Genomic DNA, 18,271 nt, shown 5'->3' with positions numbered 1-18,271 from the left:
GTTTGATGCACCACCCACCGCTGCCCCTGACCCGCGATCTGGTTCTTATCGGCGGCGGTCACACCCACGCCTTACTTCTTCGAAAGTGGGGGATGAATCCTCTGCCCGGAGCACGGGTTACGGTGATCAACCCTGGCCCGACTGCGCCTTACTCCGGAATGCTGCCGGGATTCGTAGCCGGCCACTATTCCCGGTCTGAGCTGGACATTGATCTGGTAAAACTCGCCCGTTTTGCAGGGGCGCGTGTCATTCTGGGTGCGGCGCAGGGGATCGACCCGGATCGGCATGAGGTCCACGTGGCAGGCCGCCCGCCTGTGGCCTTCGATGTGGCCTCGGTCAATGTAGGGATCACCTCGGACATGCCTGCCCTGCCCGGCTTTGCCGAGCATGCTGTACCCGCCAAACCGCTTGGACCGTTCGCCGCCAAATGGGCTGCGTATCTCGAAGAGGCTGGCGATGCCGCGGTCGCCGTCATCGGTGGCGGCGTGGCCGGGGCCGAACTGATTATGGCCATGGCCCACGCCCTGCACGCAAAGGGACGCGCCGCGCAATTGACCCTGATCGACAATGCTCAGGTCCTGACGGCCACGCTGCCTAAGGCAGCAGCGACCATTCGCAAGGCGATGGCCGAGCTGGGTATCGAGGTGATCGAAGACGCACCCATTGCGCGGATTGCGACCGACCACGTGGCTTTGGACGATGGGCGTCAAATTGCAGCTCATTTTGTGACCGGCGCAGCAGGTGCAAAACCTTATGGCTGGATCTCGAAGACGGGGCTGGACCTGCAGGACGGGTTCATCCGAGTCAACGCACAACTGCAATCCAGCGATCCGGCCGTTTTTGCCGCGGGTGATTGTGCACACCTCACCGAGAACCCTCGCCCCAAAGCCGGAGTGTACGCCGTGCGCGAGGCTCCGATCCTGTTCCAAAACCTGCGCGCCGCGCTGGGGGCTGGCACTATGCGACGCTACGAGCCGCAAAAGGACTACCTCAAACTGATCTCTCTGGGCGGCAAATCAGCATTGGGAGAACGGTTGGGGACGTCATTCAGCGGTTCGCTGATGTGGAAGTGGAAAAATCACATCGACCAAAGCTTCATGAACAAATTCCGCGACTTGCCCCAAATGAAGCCTCCGGCCTTGCCCAGCCAGCACGCGGCTGGCTTGATCGAGGCTCTGGGCAACAAACCGATGTGCGGCGGCTGCGGGGCCAAGGTGGGTCGCGGTGCGCTGCAAACTGCGCTTGCCGATTTGCCGCCGCCTTCCCGCAGTGATGTGACTTCGCTGCCGGGGGACGACGCTGCCCTTCTGAACACTGGCGGTGCGAGACAGGTCATGACATCGGACCACCTGCGCAGTTTTACCAACGATCCCGCGCTGATGGCGCGCATCGCTGCCGTTCACGCCCTGGGGGACATTTGGGCCATGGGGGCACGTCCGCAAGCGGCCACCGCGACGATCATCCTGCCGCGTATGTCCCCTGTGTTGCAGCACCGCACCATGGCCGAGATCATGGCGGCCGCCACCGACGTTATCCGCAGCGCCGGGGCCGAGATTGTCGGCGGGCACAGTTCCATGGGTGATGAAATGACGATCGGTTTCTCGCTGACCGGGTTGTGCGATACCGACCCGATCACCCTTTCCGGCGCGCAGCCCGGCGATGCGTTGATCCTGACCAAATCCTTGGGTAGCGGTATTCTGATGGCCGCCGAGATGGCTGGCGCGGCGAAAGGCGAATGGGTCGCAGCAGCCTTTGCGCAGATGGTTCAGCCGCAGGGCAAAGCCTCGGAGATACTGGCAGATGCGCATGCGATGACAGATGTCACCGGCTTTGGGCTGGCGGGGCACCTTTTGGGCCTCGCTGACGCCTCGGGGTGTGGGGCCATTCTGGACCTTGAAGCGATCCCTGTGATGGATGGCGCCCTGGAACTGAGCCAGCAAGGCATTCGGTCAACGATTTTCGAAGACAACCGCTCGATCGCGCCCGAACTGCCGACCGGCGGCAAGGCGGATCTGTTGTTCGATCCTCAGACGGCCGGTGGGCTTTTGGCCGCCGTACCAACGGGTCAGGCGCAGACGATTTGCGACCGTTTGCGCGAGGCAGGGTATCCCGCCGCGATCATCGGGCAAATAACCGAAGCACCGGGACTAGGGCTTCACACCTGATCCAAAATGGCTTCGATCTGCGATGCTGCCGCGGATAAACCTGCTGCATCCAGCGCGGGGACCGCAATGGACGCAATGACCTCAGCTTTGCGCGCGCGGCCGGCTTTCGCATAGGCAGGATCGTAGTGCTGTTCGATCAACGCTTGGGTCAGTGCCCGCTTATCGCCCGCATCGATCAGGGTCATCCAGCCGTCCACCACCTCGTGCCCGCGATGGAACCGCAGCGGCGACAGACGGTCGCGCAGGCGATCCTGATCCGACAACACATCATCATAGGCAGTGACCAGATATGCGGACCGCGCCTGAATCGACGCGTTGATCTGAATTCTCGGAGCCTGGCGCAAGGCAGTCCACAGCGAAGGTGGCAGGATCAGAGACCCGATCTTGGACGACTCAGCCTCAACCACCACAGGACGCGCGGACTCCAGACGGCACAATGCAGCGGCCAGAGCAGATTCGAACGCCTTTTGGCTGGGTTGACCGCCGGGCATCTCTCCCAATAGAGACCCCCGGTGATTGGCCAGACCCTCAAGGTCCAGAACCTGAACACCGCGTTCCTTCAGATGGGTCAAAAGCTCGGTCTTTGCTGTTCCGGTGTACCCATCCAGCGCAATCAGACGATGCGACAACGGGTCGTCATAGAGGTAACGATTCACCAACCGGCGGTAGGTGCGATAACCGCCCTCGACCACCTGGGCGCGCCAGCCGATCTGTTGCAGCATCCACGTGAACGAGCCCGATCTCTGCCCGCCGCGCCAGCAATAGACCAGAGGCCGCCACCCGCCTTCGTGATGCGACAGGCTGTTTTCGATGTGGTTCGCCGCATTGCGAAAAACCAGCGCGGCCCCCAGTTTGCGCGCCAGGAAGGGGCTTTCCTGCACATAGATCGTGCCCACACGGGCGCGTTCTTCGTCGTCCAGAACCGGCAGGCTGATAGCGCCGGGCAGGTGATCTTCGGCATATTCCGCAGGGCTGCGCACGTCGATGACCGTATCGAACTCATGCGCATAAAGATCGGGAAGGCTGTCGAATTTCAGAACCATGCCAAAGGTCTATCCCGCGGCGGTGGGATTGAAAAGTCAGGCTTCTATCGGTTCGATCAAGTCAGGCCCGCTGGCCCGGTTCGAATTCACCGCAGGATCGACGCGGTGAAACGCCAGGACATCTTCGGCACCGGGTTGCATCAGGCGCGCGGCACCCTTGCCCGCCTCACCCAGCCACAGCGACCAGTCGTCGGGTTCCAGGATCAGAGGCATGCGGTGATGGATTGTGCTGAGGTTTTGGTTGGCGGGCGTTGTCACAATAGCACAAGTGCCCTGCCGGGCCTCTTCTGGCCCCCAATCCTGCCACACGCCGGCAAAAGCAATCGGCGCGCCGTCCTGCCGGTGAATGTACCACGGCAACCGGTCACCCTGCTCGGTCTTGGTCCATTCATAAAACCCCGTCGCAACGATCAGGCAGCGGCGTTCCCGGCAGGCCGCCCGAAAGGCAGGCTTTTCTGCCAGCGTCTCGGCCCGTGCGTTTATCAACAACGGTCCGGCGTTTTCCGCCTTGTACCAATGCGGCAGAAACCCCCAGCGCAACGGATCAAGCGTACGCCCGTTTTCGCCTGCGCGCACCACATGCACCTGATTGGTCGGACAAACATTGTAGTTCGGAACAACGGGCAGATCATTCGCCGGGCGCGCAGCAAAAAGCTGCGCCATCGCATCGTTGGGAAGTGTTACGGCAAACCGTCCGCACATGCGCTTTGGCTCCGGGGTTCAGATCAGGTCTTTGCAAAATGGACCAGCCCGCGCGGCAATGGCAAGACAGGTTCAAACATGAAAAAAGGCCGCGTCCAGCGCGGCCTTTCCGTAGTGTCCTGACATGCAGGTTTACTTTTGCTGGATGCGCCCGTCCAGATAGGGCTGATACGGCGCGTTCTCGGCCAGATACTCGGCCGTCACGTCGGCGAGGTCGGGACCGAAGTCATAGGCGTTCTTGTCGTCGCCCTCGAACATCTTGTAGCCATCGCCGCCATTGCGGACATAGTTGTTGGTGACCACCAGATAGGTCGCAGCCGGATCAATCGGAACGAACCCGTCACCGTCGGCCACCATCACTTCGACAATACGTCCCTCATTCGGAGCGACGCTCGGGTCCCAGGTGAATTTCATCCCGGCAACCTGCGGAAAGCGGCCCTTGACCTCTTCCACCTGGCTGACGCCGTTTTCCAGCGCATCGATGACGCCCTGACCACTGATCTCAAAGGTCGACAGGGTGTTCTGGAACGGCAGCACGGTCAGCACTTCGCCCATGGTCACCTCACCCGGATCAATCGAGGCCCGCAAACCGCCCGAATTGGCAATCGCCAGCTGAGCGCCTTGATCCGCGACCCGCGCCAGCATGGCGTCGGCGACAAGGTTGCCCATCTCACATTCCTGCACGCGGCAGACATTGCGGTCGCCTTGGATGGCTGCAGCAGAATTGGCCACGACCTGCTTTTTCATCTCTTCGATCGGTGCGCCCATTTCAGCGACGCGCGCTGCAATGTCAGCATCAGGTTCGACCGAAGCGTCCAGCAGGATCGGTTCACCTTCTGCCGAGACGAGGTTGCCGTCGTCATCGAAGGTCAGTGTGATTTCGCCCAGATACTTGGAATAGGCATAAGCCTGAACGACCGGAACGTCGCCAACCATCATCGGATACGATCCTGCCGCGCCCTCTTGCGTGTTGGATAGCAGCGTGTGCGAGTGTCCACCAATGACCAGATCCAGACCGGGCACACGCTCGGCGATTTCAAGGTCTTTGGCCAAGCCCACGTGGGTCAGAGCGATGACGATATCGACACCCTCGGCCTTCAGCGCCTCGACATCTGCGGTCAGGCTTTCAATCTCGTCCTGAAACAGGACATCCTTGCCGGGGCTCGAGGTGTCCACGGTGTCCGTAGCCAGAGCTGAGATAATGCCGATCTTTTCGCCGCCGACCTCAAGCACCACGTGGTTCAGAACCCGGTCTTTCAGTTCAGCCGACGAGGACAGATCAAGGTTGCCCGAGATCACGGGGAAGCTGACCGCATCGACAAACGCTGCCAGACCCTCGGGGCCATCATCGAACTCGTGGTTGCCGACAGCCATTGCGTCATAGCCGATGGCCTCCATGAACTCGGCCTCTGCCGCGCCCTTATAGGTCGTGTAGAACAGCGAACCCTGGAATGGATCACCTGCATCTAGCAGCAGAACGTTTCCATCGCTCAGCGCATCGCGGCGTGCGTCCACGATGGTTTTCAGGCGGGCAACGCCACCGAAACACTTGCCTTCGGCTTCACCTTCAGCGTCGCAGGTCGAGTCGTATTTGTTGATGGATTCAATGCGGCTGTGAATGTCGTTGGTGTGCAGAATCGTCAGTTTGTATTCGGCAAACGCCATGCTTGCGGTCAGGCTGAGCGCGGCGGCGGATGTCAAAAGACGGGTGAGCATAGTTTAACTCCCTATTGTTAATTGCGGCGATGTTGCGACGCGCACCGCCGAGAGTCAAAGGGGGAAATCCGGCTTGATTCTAACCTTGGCCCGGTGCATCACGACCCCATGCTGATTTACAAGATTTTCCGGGCCGATGAATGGGCCACGCTTCAGGCGCATGGCGCATCGGATGGTGCTCCGATCGATGTCTCAGACGGGTTTGTGCATTTCTCGACCGCCGAACAGGCCGCAGAGACCGCCGCCAAGCATTTCGCCGGGGTCGACGGGTTGACGCTGCTGGCCTGCGATGCAGACGCGATGGGTGATGAACTGAAGTGGGAAGTGTCGCGCGGCGGCGCGCTGTTCCCGCATCTCTACCGGCAGATCCGCATGAGCGACGTTGTCTGGTCGCGCCCCCTCCCCTTCGACGGAACTGCGCACCAGTTCCCGAAAGAGATGACATGACAGGGTTTATTGACCCCGACCGCGCCCAGTTCGAGGCTTTTAAGAACCTCGACCGGGATCATCCGATCGAGATGCTGAACCTCGTCAAATTTCGTGACACCGCCAAGTATCCGGCTGGGCATGCACTGGCGGACGCGGGCCTGACCGGCGCGCAGGCCTACGCCAATTACGGCGCAGAAACTGCGCCGATCATTGCACGCATCGGGGCCGCAATCCTGTGGCGCGGTGAATATCAGACAACGCTGATCGGCCCGCAGGGTGAAGACTGGGATGAAGTGTTCATTGCCCGCTATCCTACCGCGCACGCGTTTCTTGAGATGGTGACAGACCCCGTTTACCGACAGGCGGTCGTGCACCGGCAAGCAGCCGTTGCAACCTCGCGTCTTGTTCGATGCGCCCCGGCCCGGGGCGGAGAGGCTTTTGGATGAAACTGACTGAGAAACTGGGGCTGGCGGCCCTGCACCGTATGGACCCCGAAACGGCCCATGGTCTGTCGATCAAGGCGCTCAAGGCGGGGCTGGCGCCTGCACCGGGTCCGGTGACGTCCGCCAGATTGCGCACCCGCGTCGCAGGGTTGGACCTGCCGAACCCTGTCGGTCTGGCCGCCGGGTTTGACAAGAACGCCGAGGTTCTGGGCCCGCTGTCCCGTGCCGGATTCGGTTTCATCGAGGTCGGGGCAGTAACCCCGCGCCCGCAGCCCGGCAATCCGAAACCGCGGCTTTTTCGCCTGATCGAGGATTTGGCCGCAATCAACCGGTTTGGCTTTAACAACGATGGCATGGAGGCCATGGAGCGTCGGCTGGCCAACCGTCCCAAGGATGCCGTGATCGGCCTGAACCTTGGTGCGAATAAGGACAGCGATGATCGCCCCGGTGATTTTGCCAAGGTTCTGGACCATTGCGCGGCGCATCTGGATTTCGCCACGGTCAACGTGTCTTCGCCAAACACCGAAAAGCTGCGCGATCTACAGGGCAAGGCCGCGCTGACGGCCCTGCTCAGCGGCGTAGTCGAAACCCGTAACGCGCTGCCCCGGCCCTTGCCGATCTTCCTTAAGATCGCTCCGGACCTGACCGAGGCCGAGTTGCAGGACATCGCTGATGTGGCCCGCGAAACCGGCGTGGATGCGGTGATTGCAACCAACACCACCCTGTCACGCGATGGTTTGCGCAGTGGCCACAAGGGCCAGGCCGGTGGCCTGTCCGGCGCACCTTTGTTCGAGAAATCGACCCGTGTGCTGGCGCGACTCAGCCAATTGACCGACGGGCAAATCCCGCTGATCGGTGTCGGCGGCATCGGCACGGCCAAGCAGGCGTATGCCAAGATCTGCGCCGGGGCCTCGGCGGTGCAGTTCTACACGGCCATGGTCTATGGCGGCATTTCGCTGGCTGCCGAAATCGCCCAGGGTCTGGACGACCTGCTGGCGCAGGACGGTTTCACCACGGTCGAGCAGGCCGTTGGCAGCAAAAGAGAGGACTGGCTGTGATCGAATACTGGCACAACCCGCGCTGTTCCAAATCCCGCGCGGGATTGGCGCTGCTGGAAGAAAACGGCGCGCAGGTCGAGGTTCGCAAATACCTTGAAGACACACCGTCCGCGGATGAGTTGCGCGCGGCCCAGTCCAAGCTGGGCATCCCGGCGATCGAGATGATGCGTACGGGAGAGAAACGGTTCAAAGAACTGGGCTTGACGAAAACGACACCCGATGACGACCTGATCCAGGCCATGGCCGAGAACCCCATTCTGATTGAACGCCCGCTGGCTATTCTGGTGGCAAGGCTGCAATCGGTCGGCCGCCTGAAAACCTGTTGGGTTTGCTCTAGGCGATTTGTGCTTCCAGCTTGGGGTAGCGCCATCCCAGCGTGACCCCACGCGCGATGTTCAGAACCATCAGCGCGGCCCAAAGGCCGTGGTTGCCAAAGGTCGGCACCAGCAGAAACAGGGCCACCACGTAGATCGCCACCGACTGGATCATCGCCTGCCGCATAGCGCGGGTCCACGTCGCCCCGATATAGATACCGTCGAACATCCAGCTGGCCACCCCGATCACGGGCGCAAGCGCGGCCCAGAACAGGAACTCGCGGGCGGCCACCCGCACTTCGGGCGACGTCGACATAAGATCAATGAGCGCGGGCCCGGCTAGATAGAACGCCAGCCCAAGGGCAAATGCACCGCCGACCCCCCATTGCGACGCCATGATCGACGCGCGCCTGACCTGAGATCGGTCGCGCGCCCCGACTGCGCTGCCCACTAACGCTTCGGCTGAGAAAGCGAACCCGTCCAGGGCAAATGCGGTGATTTCGAGGAACTGCAGCAGCACCTGATTGGCCGCCAGATTGACGTCGCCCAGATCAGAGCCAACAAACAGGAACGTCGTAAATGACCCCGTCAGCAGAATCGAACGCACCATGATATCGCCGTTGACCTGCATCATTCGACGCAGGCGCGCGGCGTCAAAAATCCGCGGCCAGTCGCGCCATTGGTTTCCGCTGAAGGCGTCTCCGCACAACCAAAGACCCAGCACCAGCCCGGTCCATTCGGCGATCAAAGTGGCGATGGCGACGCCTTCGACGCCCCAGCCCAGCCCAAGCACAAACCACAAGTCCAGCACGATGTTCAGACCGTTCATCCAGATCTGAAGCACGAAAACGCCCTTCGTGCGCTCCACCGCGATCAGCCAGCCGGTGACCGCATACAGCGCGATTGTCGCCGGGGCGCCCCAGATACGGATTTCCAGATAGGCACGCGTAAAGGCCTCGACCTCGGGGCTCGCGGGGGATAGCGCAAAAGCCCCCCAAAACACCCAGACCTGCGTGAGAATAAAGAACAGACCCGCCGCGCCACCAAGTAGCAGACCGCGCGTCAACAAGGCCCCAGTTTCTGCCGTATCCCCTGCCCCGCGCGCCTGGGCGGCAAGGCCTGTCGTTCCCATGCGAAGAAACCCAAACACCCAGTAGATGGTGGCCAGAATAACCGCGCCCATACCGACAGCTCCGATTGGCGCGGCCTGCCCCATCTGCCCCACGACACCGGTATCCACCGCACCCAGTATCGGGACGGTCGCATTTGACAGCACTATGGGCGCTGCGATCTTGAGCACCCGCTTATGCGTGATGGGTGCCGACGCGTCCTGCATGGCGTGGTATTATCCGTCGGCTTTGGGCTGCGGCATCAGAAAATGCCCTGACGCCTGCGCGAACAGCCGCGCGTGGTTATCCTGCCAGGCCTCAACGCGCACTGAAGCATACCGACGCCCAGCCCGGCTAATGTAGGCGCGCGCATATGCGTCGCGCGGCAGGCCAGAGCGCAAGTAATCAACTGTGAAATCGACCGTCTTGGGAAAGCGCACCTTTTGGTAATCCGCGATATCGCTGGCCTCTAGCTCGCCACTTTCGATCTTGGGCAGCAAGAAATCCCAGCTCAGTGTGATTACGGCGGTGATCTCAAGGAAAGCCGCGGTTACTCCTCCGTGCAGGGCGGGTAGCATCGGGTTGCCGATCAGCTTGTTGTCAAAGTGCAGCACGCCGGTCAACTCGTCGCCACGGCGGTCGAACGTGGTGTTGAGGAACCTGATGTATGGAACACCTTCGACAATCGCGTTCAGTGCGGCATCTCGGCGTTGTTTGACAACCTGAACGGGCTCGGGACGGGTTCGCGCCATCACAGACCCTCCACCGTAAATGAGCCCGCGGCCGTGGCCACAGGAAGGTCCTCGGCCTCGTCCAATGCCGTGGCCCGCACAAAGGCAACGTTCCGAGTGATGTGATAGCAGGTCGCTTGCGTCTTGATGGTCTGCCCCGGTGTTGCCGCGCGCATGTAGTCGATCCGAAGATCGATTGTTGCCGTCCCGCCGGGCGCAGCGGGATGACTCATGACTGCGGCACCACAACAGGTGTCAAGGGCGGCAAAAACCGCGCCGCCATGAATCACACCTGTTCGCGGATCGCCGACCAGGTCTTCGCTGTACGGCATGCAAATCTCGGCTTTGCCATCGCCAATCTCGGTCAGCTTGAGGCCCAGCGCCTTGGCGTGGGGGATCGCCTCGATGAACTGGCGCGCAATTGCGGCTTTGTCGACCATGTACTTGAATCCGTTCTTTTGGTTTGTCCCTTTATGAGCCTGTGTCCGCCAAAAGAGCAAGCCCGCCGGTTGCGCTTGCCGCTGACAGAACATAGGCTGCGGCAGAGGAGATCAGGAATGTCCGACAACCGTTTGTCATTCAAAGAGATGTGCGCCGAGTTCGATGTGACTCCGCGTACCCTGCGCTACTATGAATACATCGAATTGCTGCAACCCGACCGGGAAGGCAGATCGCGCTTTTATGGACCGCGCGAATGCGCGCGTATGACATTGATCCTGCGAGGCCGAAAATACGGGTTCTCGCTGGAGGACATCCGCCAGTGGTTGCTGATCTACGAGCATGAAGGCAACGAGGTTCAGATGCGTGCCTTCGTCGACGTCGCTGACAAGCAGATCATTGAGCTTGAGAAGCAAAAGCAGCAACTGGACGAAGCAATCGACGCCCTGACCAAGATGCGCGACGAGACCGCCAAATCGTTGAAGTGATTCTTTCGGGGCATCCCTCCACAGCCGGAAAATGATGCGAAATCCGTAAGCTCCGCCCTTTTGACAGGGTGCGGAGTGATCTGCTGCGGCGCTTTTCCGTCCAAAATTCCGTTACGTTAAATCGTCAAAAGTAGGAAATCCGCGACTTGACGCGTAAGGAAGTTACGTAAACCTAATTTGTGACGCAGCGTTCGCATTACGTAAACGTCACCGACGTGTTGTAACAACCGCAACGACTGCGCACCTGACTTTCATAGACGCCAGCCACAAGAGTACTGAAACCATGACCGAAGATCTGATGACCATCCGCGAGATGTGCGAGACTTACGACGTCACGCCCCGGACCTTGCGGTTCTACGAGGCCAAAGAGCTTCTGTTTCCCATTCGTGAGGGCCAGAAACGGCTGTTCACCAAAAGCGACCGTGCGCGCCTGAAACTGATCCTGCGCGGCAAGCGTTTTGGCTTCAGCCTCGAGGAAATCCGCCAGCTTCTGGACCTGTACCATGTGGGCGACCAGCAGCTGACCCAGATATCGCGCACGTATGAAATCGCCTGCGAGCGCCTGGCCGATATGGAGTCGCGCCGCGAAGAGCTGACGCAGGCCATCGACGACCTGAAAGAACAGTTGCGGTGGGGCGAGAAAGTCATCGCCTCAATGAAACAAGACAAAAAGGCTGCCGAGTAACCCCTCGCCTGCCTTCCACCCGGACATATGAATTAAAGGGAGCTTCACATGCCCGTCTACAACGCACCAACTAAAGACACGCAGTTCGTGCTGCACAATGTTCTGAAAGTTTCTGAATCCGATATTCCGGGATACGGCGAACTTGAAGCAGAATTCACCGGTGCAGTGCTGGAAGAAGCAGGCAAGGTTGCCACAAACATTCTGCACCCTCTGAACGTGGTTGGCGACACCGAAGGGTGCCGTCTGGAAAACGGTATCGTATACACCCCCACAGGCTTCAAGGACGCGTTCGAGCAGGTCAAAGAAGGTGGCTGGACCGGGCTGGACATGCCCGAAGAATATGGCGGCCAAAACATGCCATATGTACTGGGCACCGCAGTTGGCGAGATGTTCTCAGGGTCGAACCAGGCGTTCACCATGTACCAGGGCCTGACCCACGGCGCGGCCTCGGCCATATTGGCACACGGAACCGATGCGCAGAAAGACAAGTATCTGCCGAACATGGTCAGCTGCGAATGGACTGGCACCATGAACCTGACCGAACCGCATTGCGGCACCGATCTGGGCATGATGCGCACCAAGGCGGAACCACAGGACGACGGCAGCTACAAAATCTCCGGCCAGAAGATCTTTATCTCGTCCGGTGATCACGACATGGCCGACAACATCATCCATCTGGTGCTGGCCAAAATCCCCGGCGGCCCCGAGGGTATCAAAGGCGTTTCGCTGTTCATCGTGCCCAAGTTCATCGTCAACGAAGACGGCTCACTGGGCGAGCGCAATGGCGTCTCGGTGGGCAAGATCGAAGAGAAAATGGGCATCCACGGCAACTCGACCTGCGTCATGAACTATGACGAGGCGACCGGCTGGCTTCTTGGCGACGAGCACAAAGGCATGCGCGCCATGTTCACCATGATGAACGAAGCGCGCTTGGGCGTTGGTATGCAGGGCCTGAGCCAGGCAGACGCGGCCTTCCAGAACGCACTGGAATACGCCAAGGACCGCCTGCAGGGTCGCGACGTGACCGGCGTGAAAAACCCCGATGGCCCCGCCGATCCGCTGATCGTTCACCCCGATATCCGCCGCAACCTCATGGACCAGAAAAGCTTCACCGAAGGCGCGCGTGCATTCATCTTGTGGGGCGCAACCATGCTCGACAAAGCACACCGCTCGAACGACAAGGATGCGGATGGTCTGATCTCGTTGCTGACACCGGTCATCAAGGGTTTCCTGACCGATGAAGGCTATGACATGACCGTGCAGGCCCAGCAGGTCTATGGTGGCCACGGCTACATCGAAGAATGGGGCATGTCGCAATACACCCGCGACGCCCGTATCGCGATGATCTACGAAGGCGCAAACGGTGTTCAGGCGCTGGACCTTGTGGGCCGTAAGTTGGCGCAGGATGGCGGTAAGCACGTCATGGCGTTCTTCGAGCTGGTCAAAACCTTCTGCAAGGAAAACGCGGGCAAAGACGAAGCCTATGACAAGGCGTTCATAGAACCGCTGAAAGCTGCGTCCAAGGATTTGCAGGCCGCTGGCATGTATTTCATGCAGGAAGGCATGAAGAACCCGAACAACGCCCTGTCCGGCTCCTATGACTTTATGCACATGTTCGGCCACGTCTGCCTGGGCCTGATGTGGGCGCAGATGGCGAAAGCCGCGCAAGAAGCTCTGGACGGTGGCGCATCGGACAAAGAGTTCTATGAGACCAAGATCAACACCGGCCGCTTCTACATGGCGCGCCGCCTGCCCGCGACTGCGATGCACCTGTCGCGCATCCAGACGGGCGCGGACACGGTGATGGCTCTGGACGCGGCGAACTTCTGAGCTCAGTCTGGGTCCGGGTAGCACTGCCCGGACCCAGCCTTTCGGAGGACACCACATGCCAAAACGTTTTCGCCTGACCCGCCGGTTCCCCGTAGCCATGACCGAAGACGGCTATCGCAAACTCAAAGCGTTCTCGCGCGAGGCTGGGTTGGACGAGGGAGAAGCACTGTCGTTTTTGTTCGAAAACTTCAACAGCGTGATTGATGAGGAGAACCTGACCCACCGCCTTCGTATCTTCAATTCCGAGCTGGAAGAGCGCAAACGCTAAACTGAGCGCACCAGACGTCTAATCGAGAAAAATCAAAAGCCGGGAGCCTCCGGCAGGAGTATTTGTGAAAAGATGAAGGAAAACGCGCCCCTGCCACCGGGCGCACTCGCCATCAGGACAGGGACGACTTCACCTTTTACGGCCATCGGCTCTCCAGCCTGTACCGCAAGATCAGTGAAGCAGATCAAGGTTGATCAAAGGTAAACGTCGCCTCTTCATCTTTTCAAAAATACTCAATTCCGACTGAACCACATGCGCCTTGGGAGGGGTAGCTGCATGACCATCAAACTTCACTGCTTCGGAGAAAGCGGAAACAGCTACAAGGCCGCTTTGGCATTGGAAATGTCGGGGCTTGAGTGGGAACCGGTTTTTGTCGACTTTTTTCAGGGCGCGACCCGCACGCCGGAATTTCGCGCCGATGTCAATGAAATGGGCGAAGCGCCGGTTCTGGTCGACGGTGACTTTCGCACCAGTCAGTCCGGGGCCATTCAAGCCTATGTCACCGAGAAATCCGGGAAGTTCGGCGGCAAAACCCACGAGGAAAAATACGATGTCCTCCGCTGGGTTCTATGGGACAATCACAAACTAAGCTCGATGGCAGGGCTGACGCGGTTTCTGGTGAATTTTCTGCCGGAACAGCACCGTAACCCGGACGTGATAGCCTTTAACCAAGGCCGTCTCAAAGCCGCCTATGAGGTTCTGAATACCCATCTTGAGGGCCGCGACTGGATCGTTGGTGATGACGTCACCAACGCGGATCTCAGCTGCTGCGGCTACCTCTATTACCCCGAACCATTCGGCTTTGACCGGGCCGACTGGCCCCATATCGACGCCTGGCTGACCCGCTTGTCGGAACAACCCGGCTGGAAACACCCCTATGACCTGATGCCCGGCAAATTGTCGGATCGAGCTTAAGGAGAGCTACTGATGACCGAAGCTTATATCTATGACGCCCTGCGCACACCGCGCGGTAAGGGCCGCAAGGATGGCAGCCTGCACGAAGTAACCTCGGTGCGGTTGTCCGCCGTCACCCTGAACGCGATGAAAGAACGTAACAATCTCGAAGGTCACGCGGTTGAGGACGTGATCTGGGGCAATGCCACGCAGGTTATGGAGCAAGGCGGGTGTCTGGCTCGCACCGCGGTCCTGTCCTCGGATCTGGACGAACGCATCCCTGGCCTCTCGATCAACCGGTTTTGCGCCTCGGGCATGGAGGCTGTGAACCTAGCCGCGAACCAGGTCAAGGGCGGTGCCGGTGACGGTTACATCGCCGGCGGTGTCGAGATGATGGGCCGCGTGGCCATGGGGTCTGACGGTGCAGCGATTGCCGTCGATCCGTCGGTTGCAATGGAGACCTATTTCGTACCGCAGGGGATCTCTTCGGACATCATCGCGACCGAATACGGTTTCACGCGTGATCAGGCCGACCAACTGGCGATGGAATCACAGCGCCGTGCAGCGCAGGCGTGGGAAGAGAACCGGTTCGAGAAATCGGTGATCGCAGTCAAAGACCGCAACGGCCTGACCATTCTGGACCGTGACGAATACATGCGCCCCGGCACCGACATGCAGAGCCTCGGTGCGCTGAACCCCGCCTTTCAGATGATGGGCGAGCAGATGCCCGGCTTCGACAAGGTGGCTATGCTGAAGTACCCGCATCTGGAAAAGATCAACCATATCCACCACGCGGGCAACAGCTCGGGCATCGTGGACGGTGCGGCAGCTGTTCTGATCGGCAACAAGGAATTCGGTGAAAAGCACGGCCTGAAGCCGCGCGCCCGCATCAAGGCAACCGCCAAGATCGGTTTGGACCCGACCATCATGCTGACCGGCCCCGTCCCTGTGACCGAGAAGATCCTGGCCGACAGTGGCATGGCCATCTCTGATCTCGATCTGTTCGAGGTCAACGAAGCCTTTGCCTCGGTTGTTCTGCGCTTCCAGCAGGCATTCGATGTCGACCCCGAGCTGGTCAATGTGAACGGCGGTTCGATCGCCATGGGTCACCCGCTGGGCGCAACCGGTGCGATCATCATCGGCACGCTGCTGGATGAGCTTGAGCGTCAGGACAAGGAAACCGGTCTGGCGACCCTGTGTGTGGCATCCGGCATGGGTGCGGCCACGATCATCGAGCGGGTCTGATGCCCAAGCTGGATCTTTCTCAGATCCCGTTCAGGGGCGGCTCGGCCTATCCCGGCAAGCTGGCCGAGGCGACCGCAGGTCGCTTCGTGCAGCGTGTCGGTGATGCGGGCGGGCTGACCCAATACGGGGTCAACATCGTGCGGCTGGAACCGCAGGGCATGTCCTCACTGCGCCATTACCACATGGAGCAGGACGAGTTTGCCATCATGCTCAGCGGCACCTGCGTGCTGATCGATGACGATGGTGAGCATGAGATGCAGCCCGGCGATTGCGCCGCTTTCCCGGCAGGTGAGGCCAACGGCCATCACCTTGTGAACAAGACCGATGCGCCCGCGACCTTTCTGGTGGTGGGCACACGGACCCCGACCGAGACCGGCTATTACAGCGACATAGACATGATGGTGAAGGATGACGAGAACGGTTTCTCCTTCACCCGCAAAGATGGCAGCCCGCTGACGGCTGACCAGATTGGAGATGACAATGACTGATTTCACTCTGACAAAAGACGCCGATGGCGTCGCGGTGATTTCCTGGGATGTTCCAGGCAAAACAATGAACGTGATGTCCTTTGACGGATTGGCGCAACTGAGCGACCAGATCGATCAGGCCCTGGCCGATGATGAGGTCAAAGGCATCATCATCACATCGGGCAAAGAAGGCTCGTTCGCGGGCGGGATGGACCTGAACCTGCTGGCCGTGATGAAGGAACAGGCAGGCGGCGACCCGGCCAAGGGTCTGTTCGAAGGCACAATGCAAATGCACGCCCTGCTGCGTAAGATCGAGTTGGCAGGCATGGACCCCAAGACCAAGAAGGGTGGCAAGCCAATTGCCGCTGTTCTGCCCGGCACCGCTGCGGGCATCGGCATGGAACTGCCCCTGTCCACGCACCGCATCTTTGCCGCCGAAAACCCCAAGGCGAAATACGGCCTGCCCGAGATCATGGTCGGCATCTTCCCCGGCGCGGGCGGAACCACACGGATGGTCCGCAAGGTTGGCGCTCTGGCGGCGGCACCGCTGCTGCTGGAAGGCAAGATGCTGGACGTCAAGAAAGCCAAGGGCGCGGGCTATATCGACGAGATCGCAGCCGATCCAATGGCCGCAGCCAAGGAATGGGTGCTGAACGCCAAGGAAGCTGATCTGGTCAAGCCATGGGACGCGAAGGGCTACAAGATGCCCGGCGGTGCCCCCTACCACCCTGCCGGTTTCATGAACTTTGTGGGTGCCTCGGCGATGGTGAACGCCAAAACCCAGGGCGCGTTCCCGGCTGCCAAAGCTCTGCTGAGCGCGGTTTACGAAGGGGCCCTGGTCGACTTCGACACCGCCCTTAAGATCGAGGCACGCTGGTTCACCTCTGTGCTGATGAACCCGTCCTCGGGCGCAATGATCCGGTCGCTGTTCCTCAACAAGGAAGCGTTGGAAAAAGGCGCTGTTCGTCCGGCGGGTGTTCCGGATCAGTCGGTAAAGAAAATCGGTGTTCTGGGCGCAGGCATGATGGGTGCCGGTATCGCGCTGGTTTCGGCGCAAGCCGGGATGGAAGTCGTGCTGGTCGACCGCGATCAGGAAGCTGCCGACAAGGGCAAAGCCTACACCGAGACCTATCTGGACAAGGGCATGAAGCGCGGCAAAGTCACAACCGAAAAGAAAGAGGCCATGCTGGCGCGCATCACCGCGACCCCGGATTTGGACAACCTCAAAGGCTGTGATCTGATCATCGAAGCTGTCTTCGAGGATGTGGGCGTCAAAGCCGAGATGACCAAGAAGGTCGAGGCGATCATCCCCGAGGAGTGCATCTTTGCCTCGAACACATCGACCCTGCCGATCACAGATCTGGCCAAGGCGTCGGTCCGTCCGGATCAGTTCATCGGCATTCACTTCTTCTCGCCGGTGGAAAAGATGTTCCTGGTCGAGATCATCAAGGGCAAGGAAACCGGTGATCGCGCGGTGGCCAAGGCGCTGGACTATGTGCGTCAGATCCGCAAAACACCGATCGTGGTCAACGATGCGCGTTTCTTCTACGCCAACCGTTGCATCATTCCCTACATCAACGAGGGCGCACGCATGATCACCGAGGGCGTCAGCCCCGTTGTGATCGACAACGCCGCGCGTCAGTTGGGCTTCCCTGTCGGACCGGTTCAACTGACCGACGAAACCTCGATCGACCTGGGTGCAAAGATTGCCCGCGCGACCAAAGCCGCTATGGGTGATGCCTATCCGGAAAGCCCGGCAGATGATCTGATCTTCTGGATGGAAGAACAGGGCCGACTGGGCCGCAAGGCGAACGCGGGCTTCTTCGACTATGACGAAAAAGGCAAGCGCGTCGAATACTGGAAAGGCCTGCAGGACAAGTATCCGTTGGCCGAAGATCAGCCGGACCTGATCGAAGTGCAGGAACGCCTGATGTTCGCCCAAGTTCTCGAAGCGGTACGCGCATTGGAAGAAGGCGTTCTGGAAGACATCCGCGAAGGCGATGTTGGCGCGATCCTGGGTTGGGGCTTTGCGCCCTGGTCAGGTGGCCCGCTCAGCTGGCTGGACATCATCGGCACGCCCTACGCGGCCGAACGTTGCGACCAGCTGTCTGAAAAGTATGGCGATCGCTTTGCCTGCCCGCCGCTGTTGCGTGAGATGGCAGAAAAAGGCCAGTCCTTCTATGGCCGCTTCAATCCCGAAGCCAAAGCCGCCTAAAAAAATAGACGCTGGTGCGGATATCCGCGCC

The 18,271-nt window shown here is 60.1% G+C and carries 18 protein-coding genes and 1 pseudogene; 13 read left to right on the top strand and 6 right to left on the bottom strand.

The window, feature by feature from the left end; all coding sequences use genetic code 11:
* Nucleotides 1–5 precede the first annotated feature (5 nt).
* A complete protein-coding gene (selD, locus tag J7416_RS01565; protein WP_209222420.1) occupies nucleotides 6–2,165 on the top strand; it encodes a selenide, water dikinase SelD in 2,160 nt (719 codons plus the stop codon).
* On the opposite strand, the gene mnmH is transcribed toward selD, so the two are convergent.
* From mnmH to J7416_RS01550, 3 genes are all read right to left on the bottom strand, one after another.
* Nucleotides 2,156–3,208 (bottom strand): tRNA 2-selenouridine(34) synthase MnmH, encoded by a 1,053-nt coding sequence (gene mnmH, locus J7416_RS01560; RefSeq protein ID WP_209222419.1) that lies wholly within the window; start codon nucleotides 3,206–3,208, stop codon nucleotides 2,156–2,158. The two genes, selD and mnmH, sit on opposite strands and share 10 nt — an antisense overlap.
* A 36-nt stretch (nucleotides 3,209–3,244) precedes the next feature.
* Nucleotides 3,245–3,910 carry an SOS response-associated peptidase gene (locus J7416_RS01555; RefSeq protein WP_209222417.1) on the bottom strand — a complete coding sequence of 222 codons (666 nt, stop codon included), beginning with the start codon at nucleotides 3,908–3,910 and terminating at the stop codon, nucleotides 3,245–3,247.
* A 132-nt stretch (nucleotides 3,911–4,042) separates the two neighbouring features.
* The gene (locus J7416_RS01550; protein WP_209222415.1) at nucleotides 4,043–5,626 is read right to left on the bottom strand and encodes a bifunctional metallophosphatase/5'-nucleotidase; all 1,584 of its coding nucleotides are present in this window, start codon (nucleotides 5,624–5,626) and stop codon (nucleotides 4,043–4,045) included.
* Nucleotides 5,627–5,734: 108 nt separating this feature from the next.
* On the opposite strand from J7416_RS01550, the gene J7416_RS01545 reads away from it, so the two are divergent.
* The 4 genes and pseudogenes from J7416_RS01545 (at nucleotide 5,735) to arsC (ending at nucleotide 7,893) form a co-directional block, all read left to right on the top strand.
* On the top strand, nucleotides 5,735–6,073 hold the full coding sequence (locus J7416_RS01545) for a DUF952 domain-containing protein (RefSeq protein ID WP_209222413.1): 339 nt from the start codon (nucleotides 5,735–5,737) through the stop codon (nucleotides 6,071–6,073).
* A complete protein-coding gene (locus J7416_RS01540) occupies nucleotides 6,070–6,501 on the top strand; it encodes a DUF1330 domain-containing protein (protein ID WP_209222412.1) in 432 nt (143 codons plus the stop codon). Before J7416_RS01545 ends, J7416_RS01540 begins: the two co-directional genes overlap by 4 nt.
* Nucleotides 6,498–7,556 carry a quinone-dependent dihydroorotate dehydrogenase gene (locus J7416_RS01535; RefSeq protein WP_209222410.1) on the top strand — a complete coding sequence of 353 codons (1,059 nt, stop codon included), beginning with the start codon at nucleotides 6,498–6,500 and terminating at the stop codon, nucleotides 7,554–7,556. Before J7416_RS01540 ends, J7416_RS01535 begins: the two co-directional genes overlap by 4 nt.
* Nucleotides 7,553–7,893, top strand: a pseudogene (gene arsC, locus J7416_RS01530) (arsenate reductase (glutaredoxin)). Before J7416_RS01535 ends, arsC begins: the two are co-directional and overlap by 4 nt.
* Here the strand turns inward: arsC and J7416_RS01525 are convergent.
* From J7416_RS01525 to J7416_RS01515, 3 genes are read right to left on the bottom strand one after another with little or no spacing between them, the layout of a single operon-like run.
* Complete coding sequence (locus tag J7416_RS01525; protein WP_209222409.1) at nucleotides 7,890–9,206, bottom strand: MATE family efflux transporter; 1,317 nt, start codon at nucleotides 9,204–9,206, stop codon at nucleotides 7,890–7,892. The pseudogene arsC and the gene J7416_RS01525 overlap by 4 nt on opposite strands.
* A 9-nt stretch (nucleotides 9,207–9,215) precedes the next feature.
* Complete coding sequence (locus J7416_RS01520) at nucleotides 9,216–9,731, bottom strand: PaaI family thioesterase (protein ID WP_170426565.1); 516 nt, start codon at nucleotides 9,729–9,731, stop codon at nucleotides 9,216–9,218.
* The gene (locus J7416_RS01515; protein ID WP_209222408.1) at nucleotides 9,731–10,150 is read right to left on the bottom strand and encodes a PaaI family thioesterase; all 420 of its coding nucleotides are present in this window, start codon (nucleotides 10,148–10,150) and stop codon (nucleotides 9,731–9,733) included. The genes J7416_RS01520 and J7416_RS01515 overlap by 1 nt, the downstream gene beginning before the upstream one ends.
* 117 nt (nucleotides 10,151–10,267) lie before the next feature.
* Here J7416_RS01515 and J7416_RS01510 point away from each other — a divergent pair, with 117 nt between their 5' ends.
* The 8 genes from J7416_RS01510 (at nucleotide 10,268) to J7416_RS01475 (ending at nucleotide 18,240) form a co-directional block, all read left to right on the top strand.
* A complete protein-coding gene (locus tag J7416_RS01510) occupies nucleotides 10,268–10,636 on the top strand; it encodes a MerR family DNA-binding transcriptional regulator (protein ID WP_209222407.1) in 369 nt (122 codons plus the stop codon).
* Nucleotides 10,637–10,919: 283 nt separating this feature from the next.
* Nucleotides 10,920–11,321, top strand: a complete 402-nt coding sequence (locus J7416_RS01505) for a MerR family DNA-binding transcriptional regulator (RefSeq protein WP_170426568.1) — start codon at nucleotides 10,920–10,922, stop codon at nucleotides 11,319–11,321.
* A gap of 48 nt (nucleotides 11,322–11,369) precedes the next feature.
* Nucleotides 11,370–13,151: an acyl-CoA dehydrogenase C-terminal domain-containing protein gene (locus J7416_RS01500; protein ID WP_209222405.1), complete on the top strand. Its 1,782-nt coding sequence runs from the start codon at nucleotides 11,370–11,372 to the stop codon at nucleotides 13,149–13,151.
* A 55-nt stretch (nucleotides 13,152–13,206) separates the two neighbouring features.
* Nucleotides 13,207–13,419 carry a hypothetical protein gene (locus J7416_RS01495; RefSeq protein WP_170426570.1) on the top strand — a complete coding sequence of 71 codons (213 nt, stop codon included), beginning with the start codon at nucleotides 13,207–13,209 and terminating at the stop codon, nucleotides 13,417–13,419.
* Between the two features lie 276 nt (nucleotides 13,420–13,695).
* Entirely contained in the window at nucleotides 13,696–14,334 is a 639-nt protein-coding gene (locus J7416_RS01490) for a glutathione S-transferase (RefSeq protein ID WP_209222403.1), read from the top strand.
* Between the two features lie 12 nt (nucleotides 14,335–14,346).
* Entirely contained in the window at nucleotides 14,347–15,558 is a 1,212-nt protein-coding gene (locus J7416_RS01485; RefSeq protein WP_209222401.1) for an acetyl-CoA C-acetyltransferase, read from the top strand.
* Entirely contained in the window at nucleotides 15,558–16,046 is a 489-nt protein-coding gene (locus tag J7416_RS01480; RefSeq protein WP_209222399.1) for a cupin domain-containing protein, read from the top strand. The genes J7416_RS01485 and J7416_RS01480 overlap by 1 nt, the downstream gene beginning before the upstream one ends.
* Nucleotides 16,039–18,240, top strand: coding sequence for a 3-hydroxyacyl-CoA dehydrogenase NAD-binding domain-containing protein (locus J7416_RS01475; protein WP_209222397.1), 2,202 nt, complete (start codon nucleotides 16,039–16,041; stop codon nucleotides 18,238–18,240). The genes J7416_RS01480 and J7416_RS01475 overlap by 8 nt, the downstream gene beginning before the upstream one ends.
* Nucleotides 18,241–18,271: the final 31 nt, after the last annotated feature.

Source organism: Ruegeria sp. R14_0 (assembly GCF_017743975.1).
In the GTDB taxonomy this organism is placed as follows: Bacteria; Pseudomonadota; Alphaproteobacteria; order Rhodobacterales; family Rhodobacteraceae; genus Ruegeria.
The sequence above is the reverse complement of the archived record's forward strand: the minus strand, read 5'-3'. Positions and strand labels throughout refer to the sequence as shown.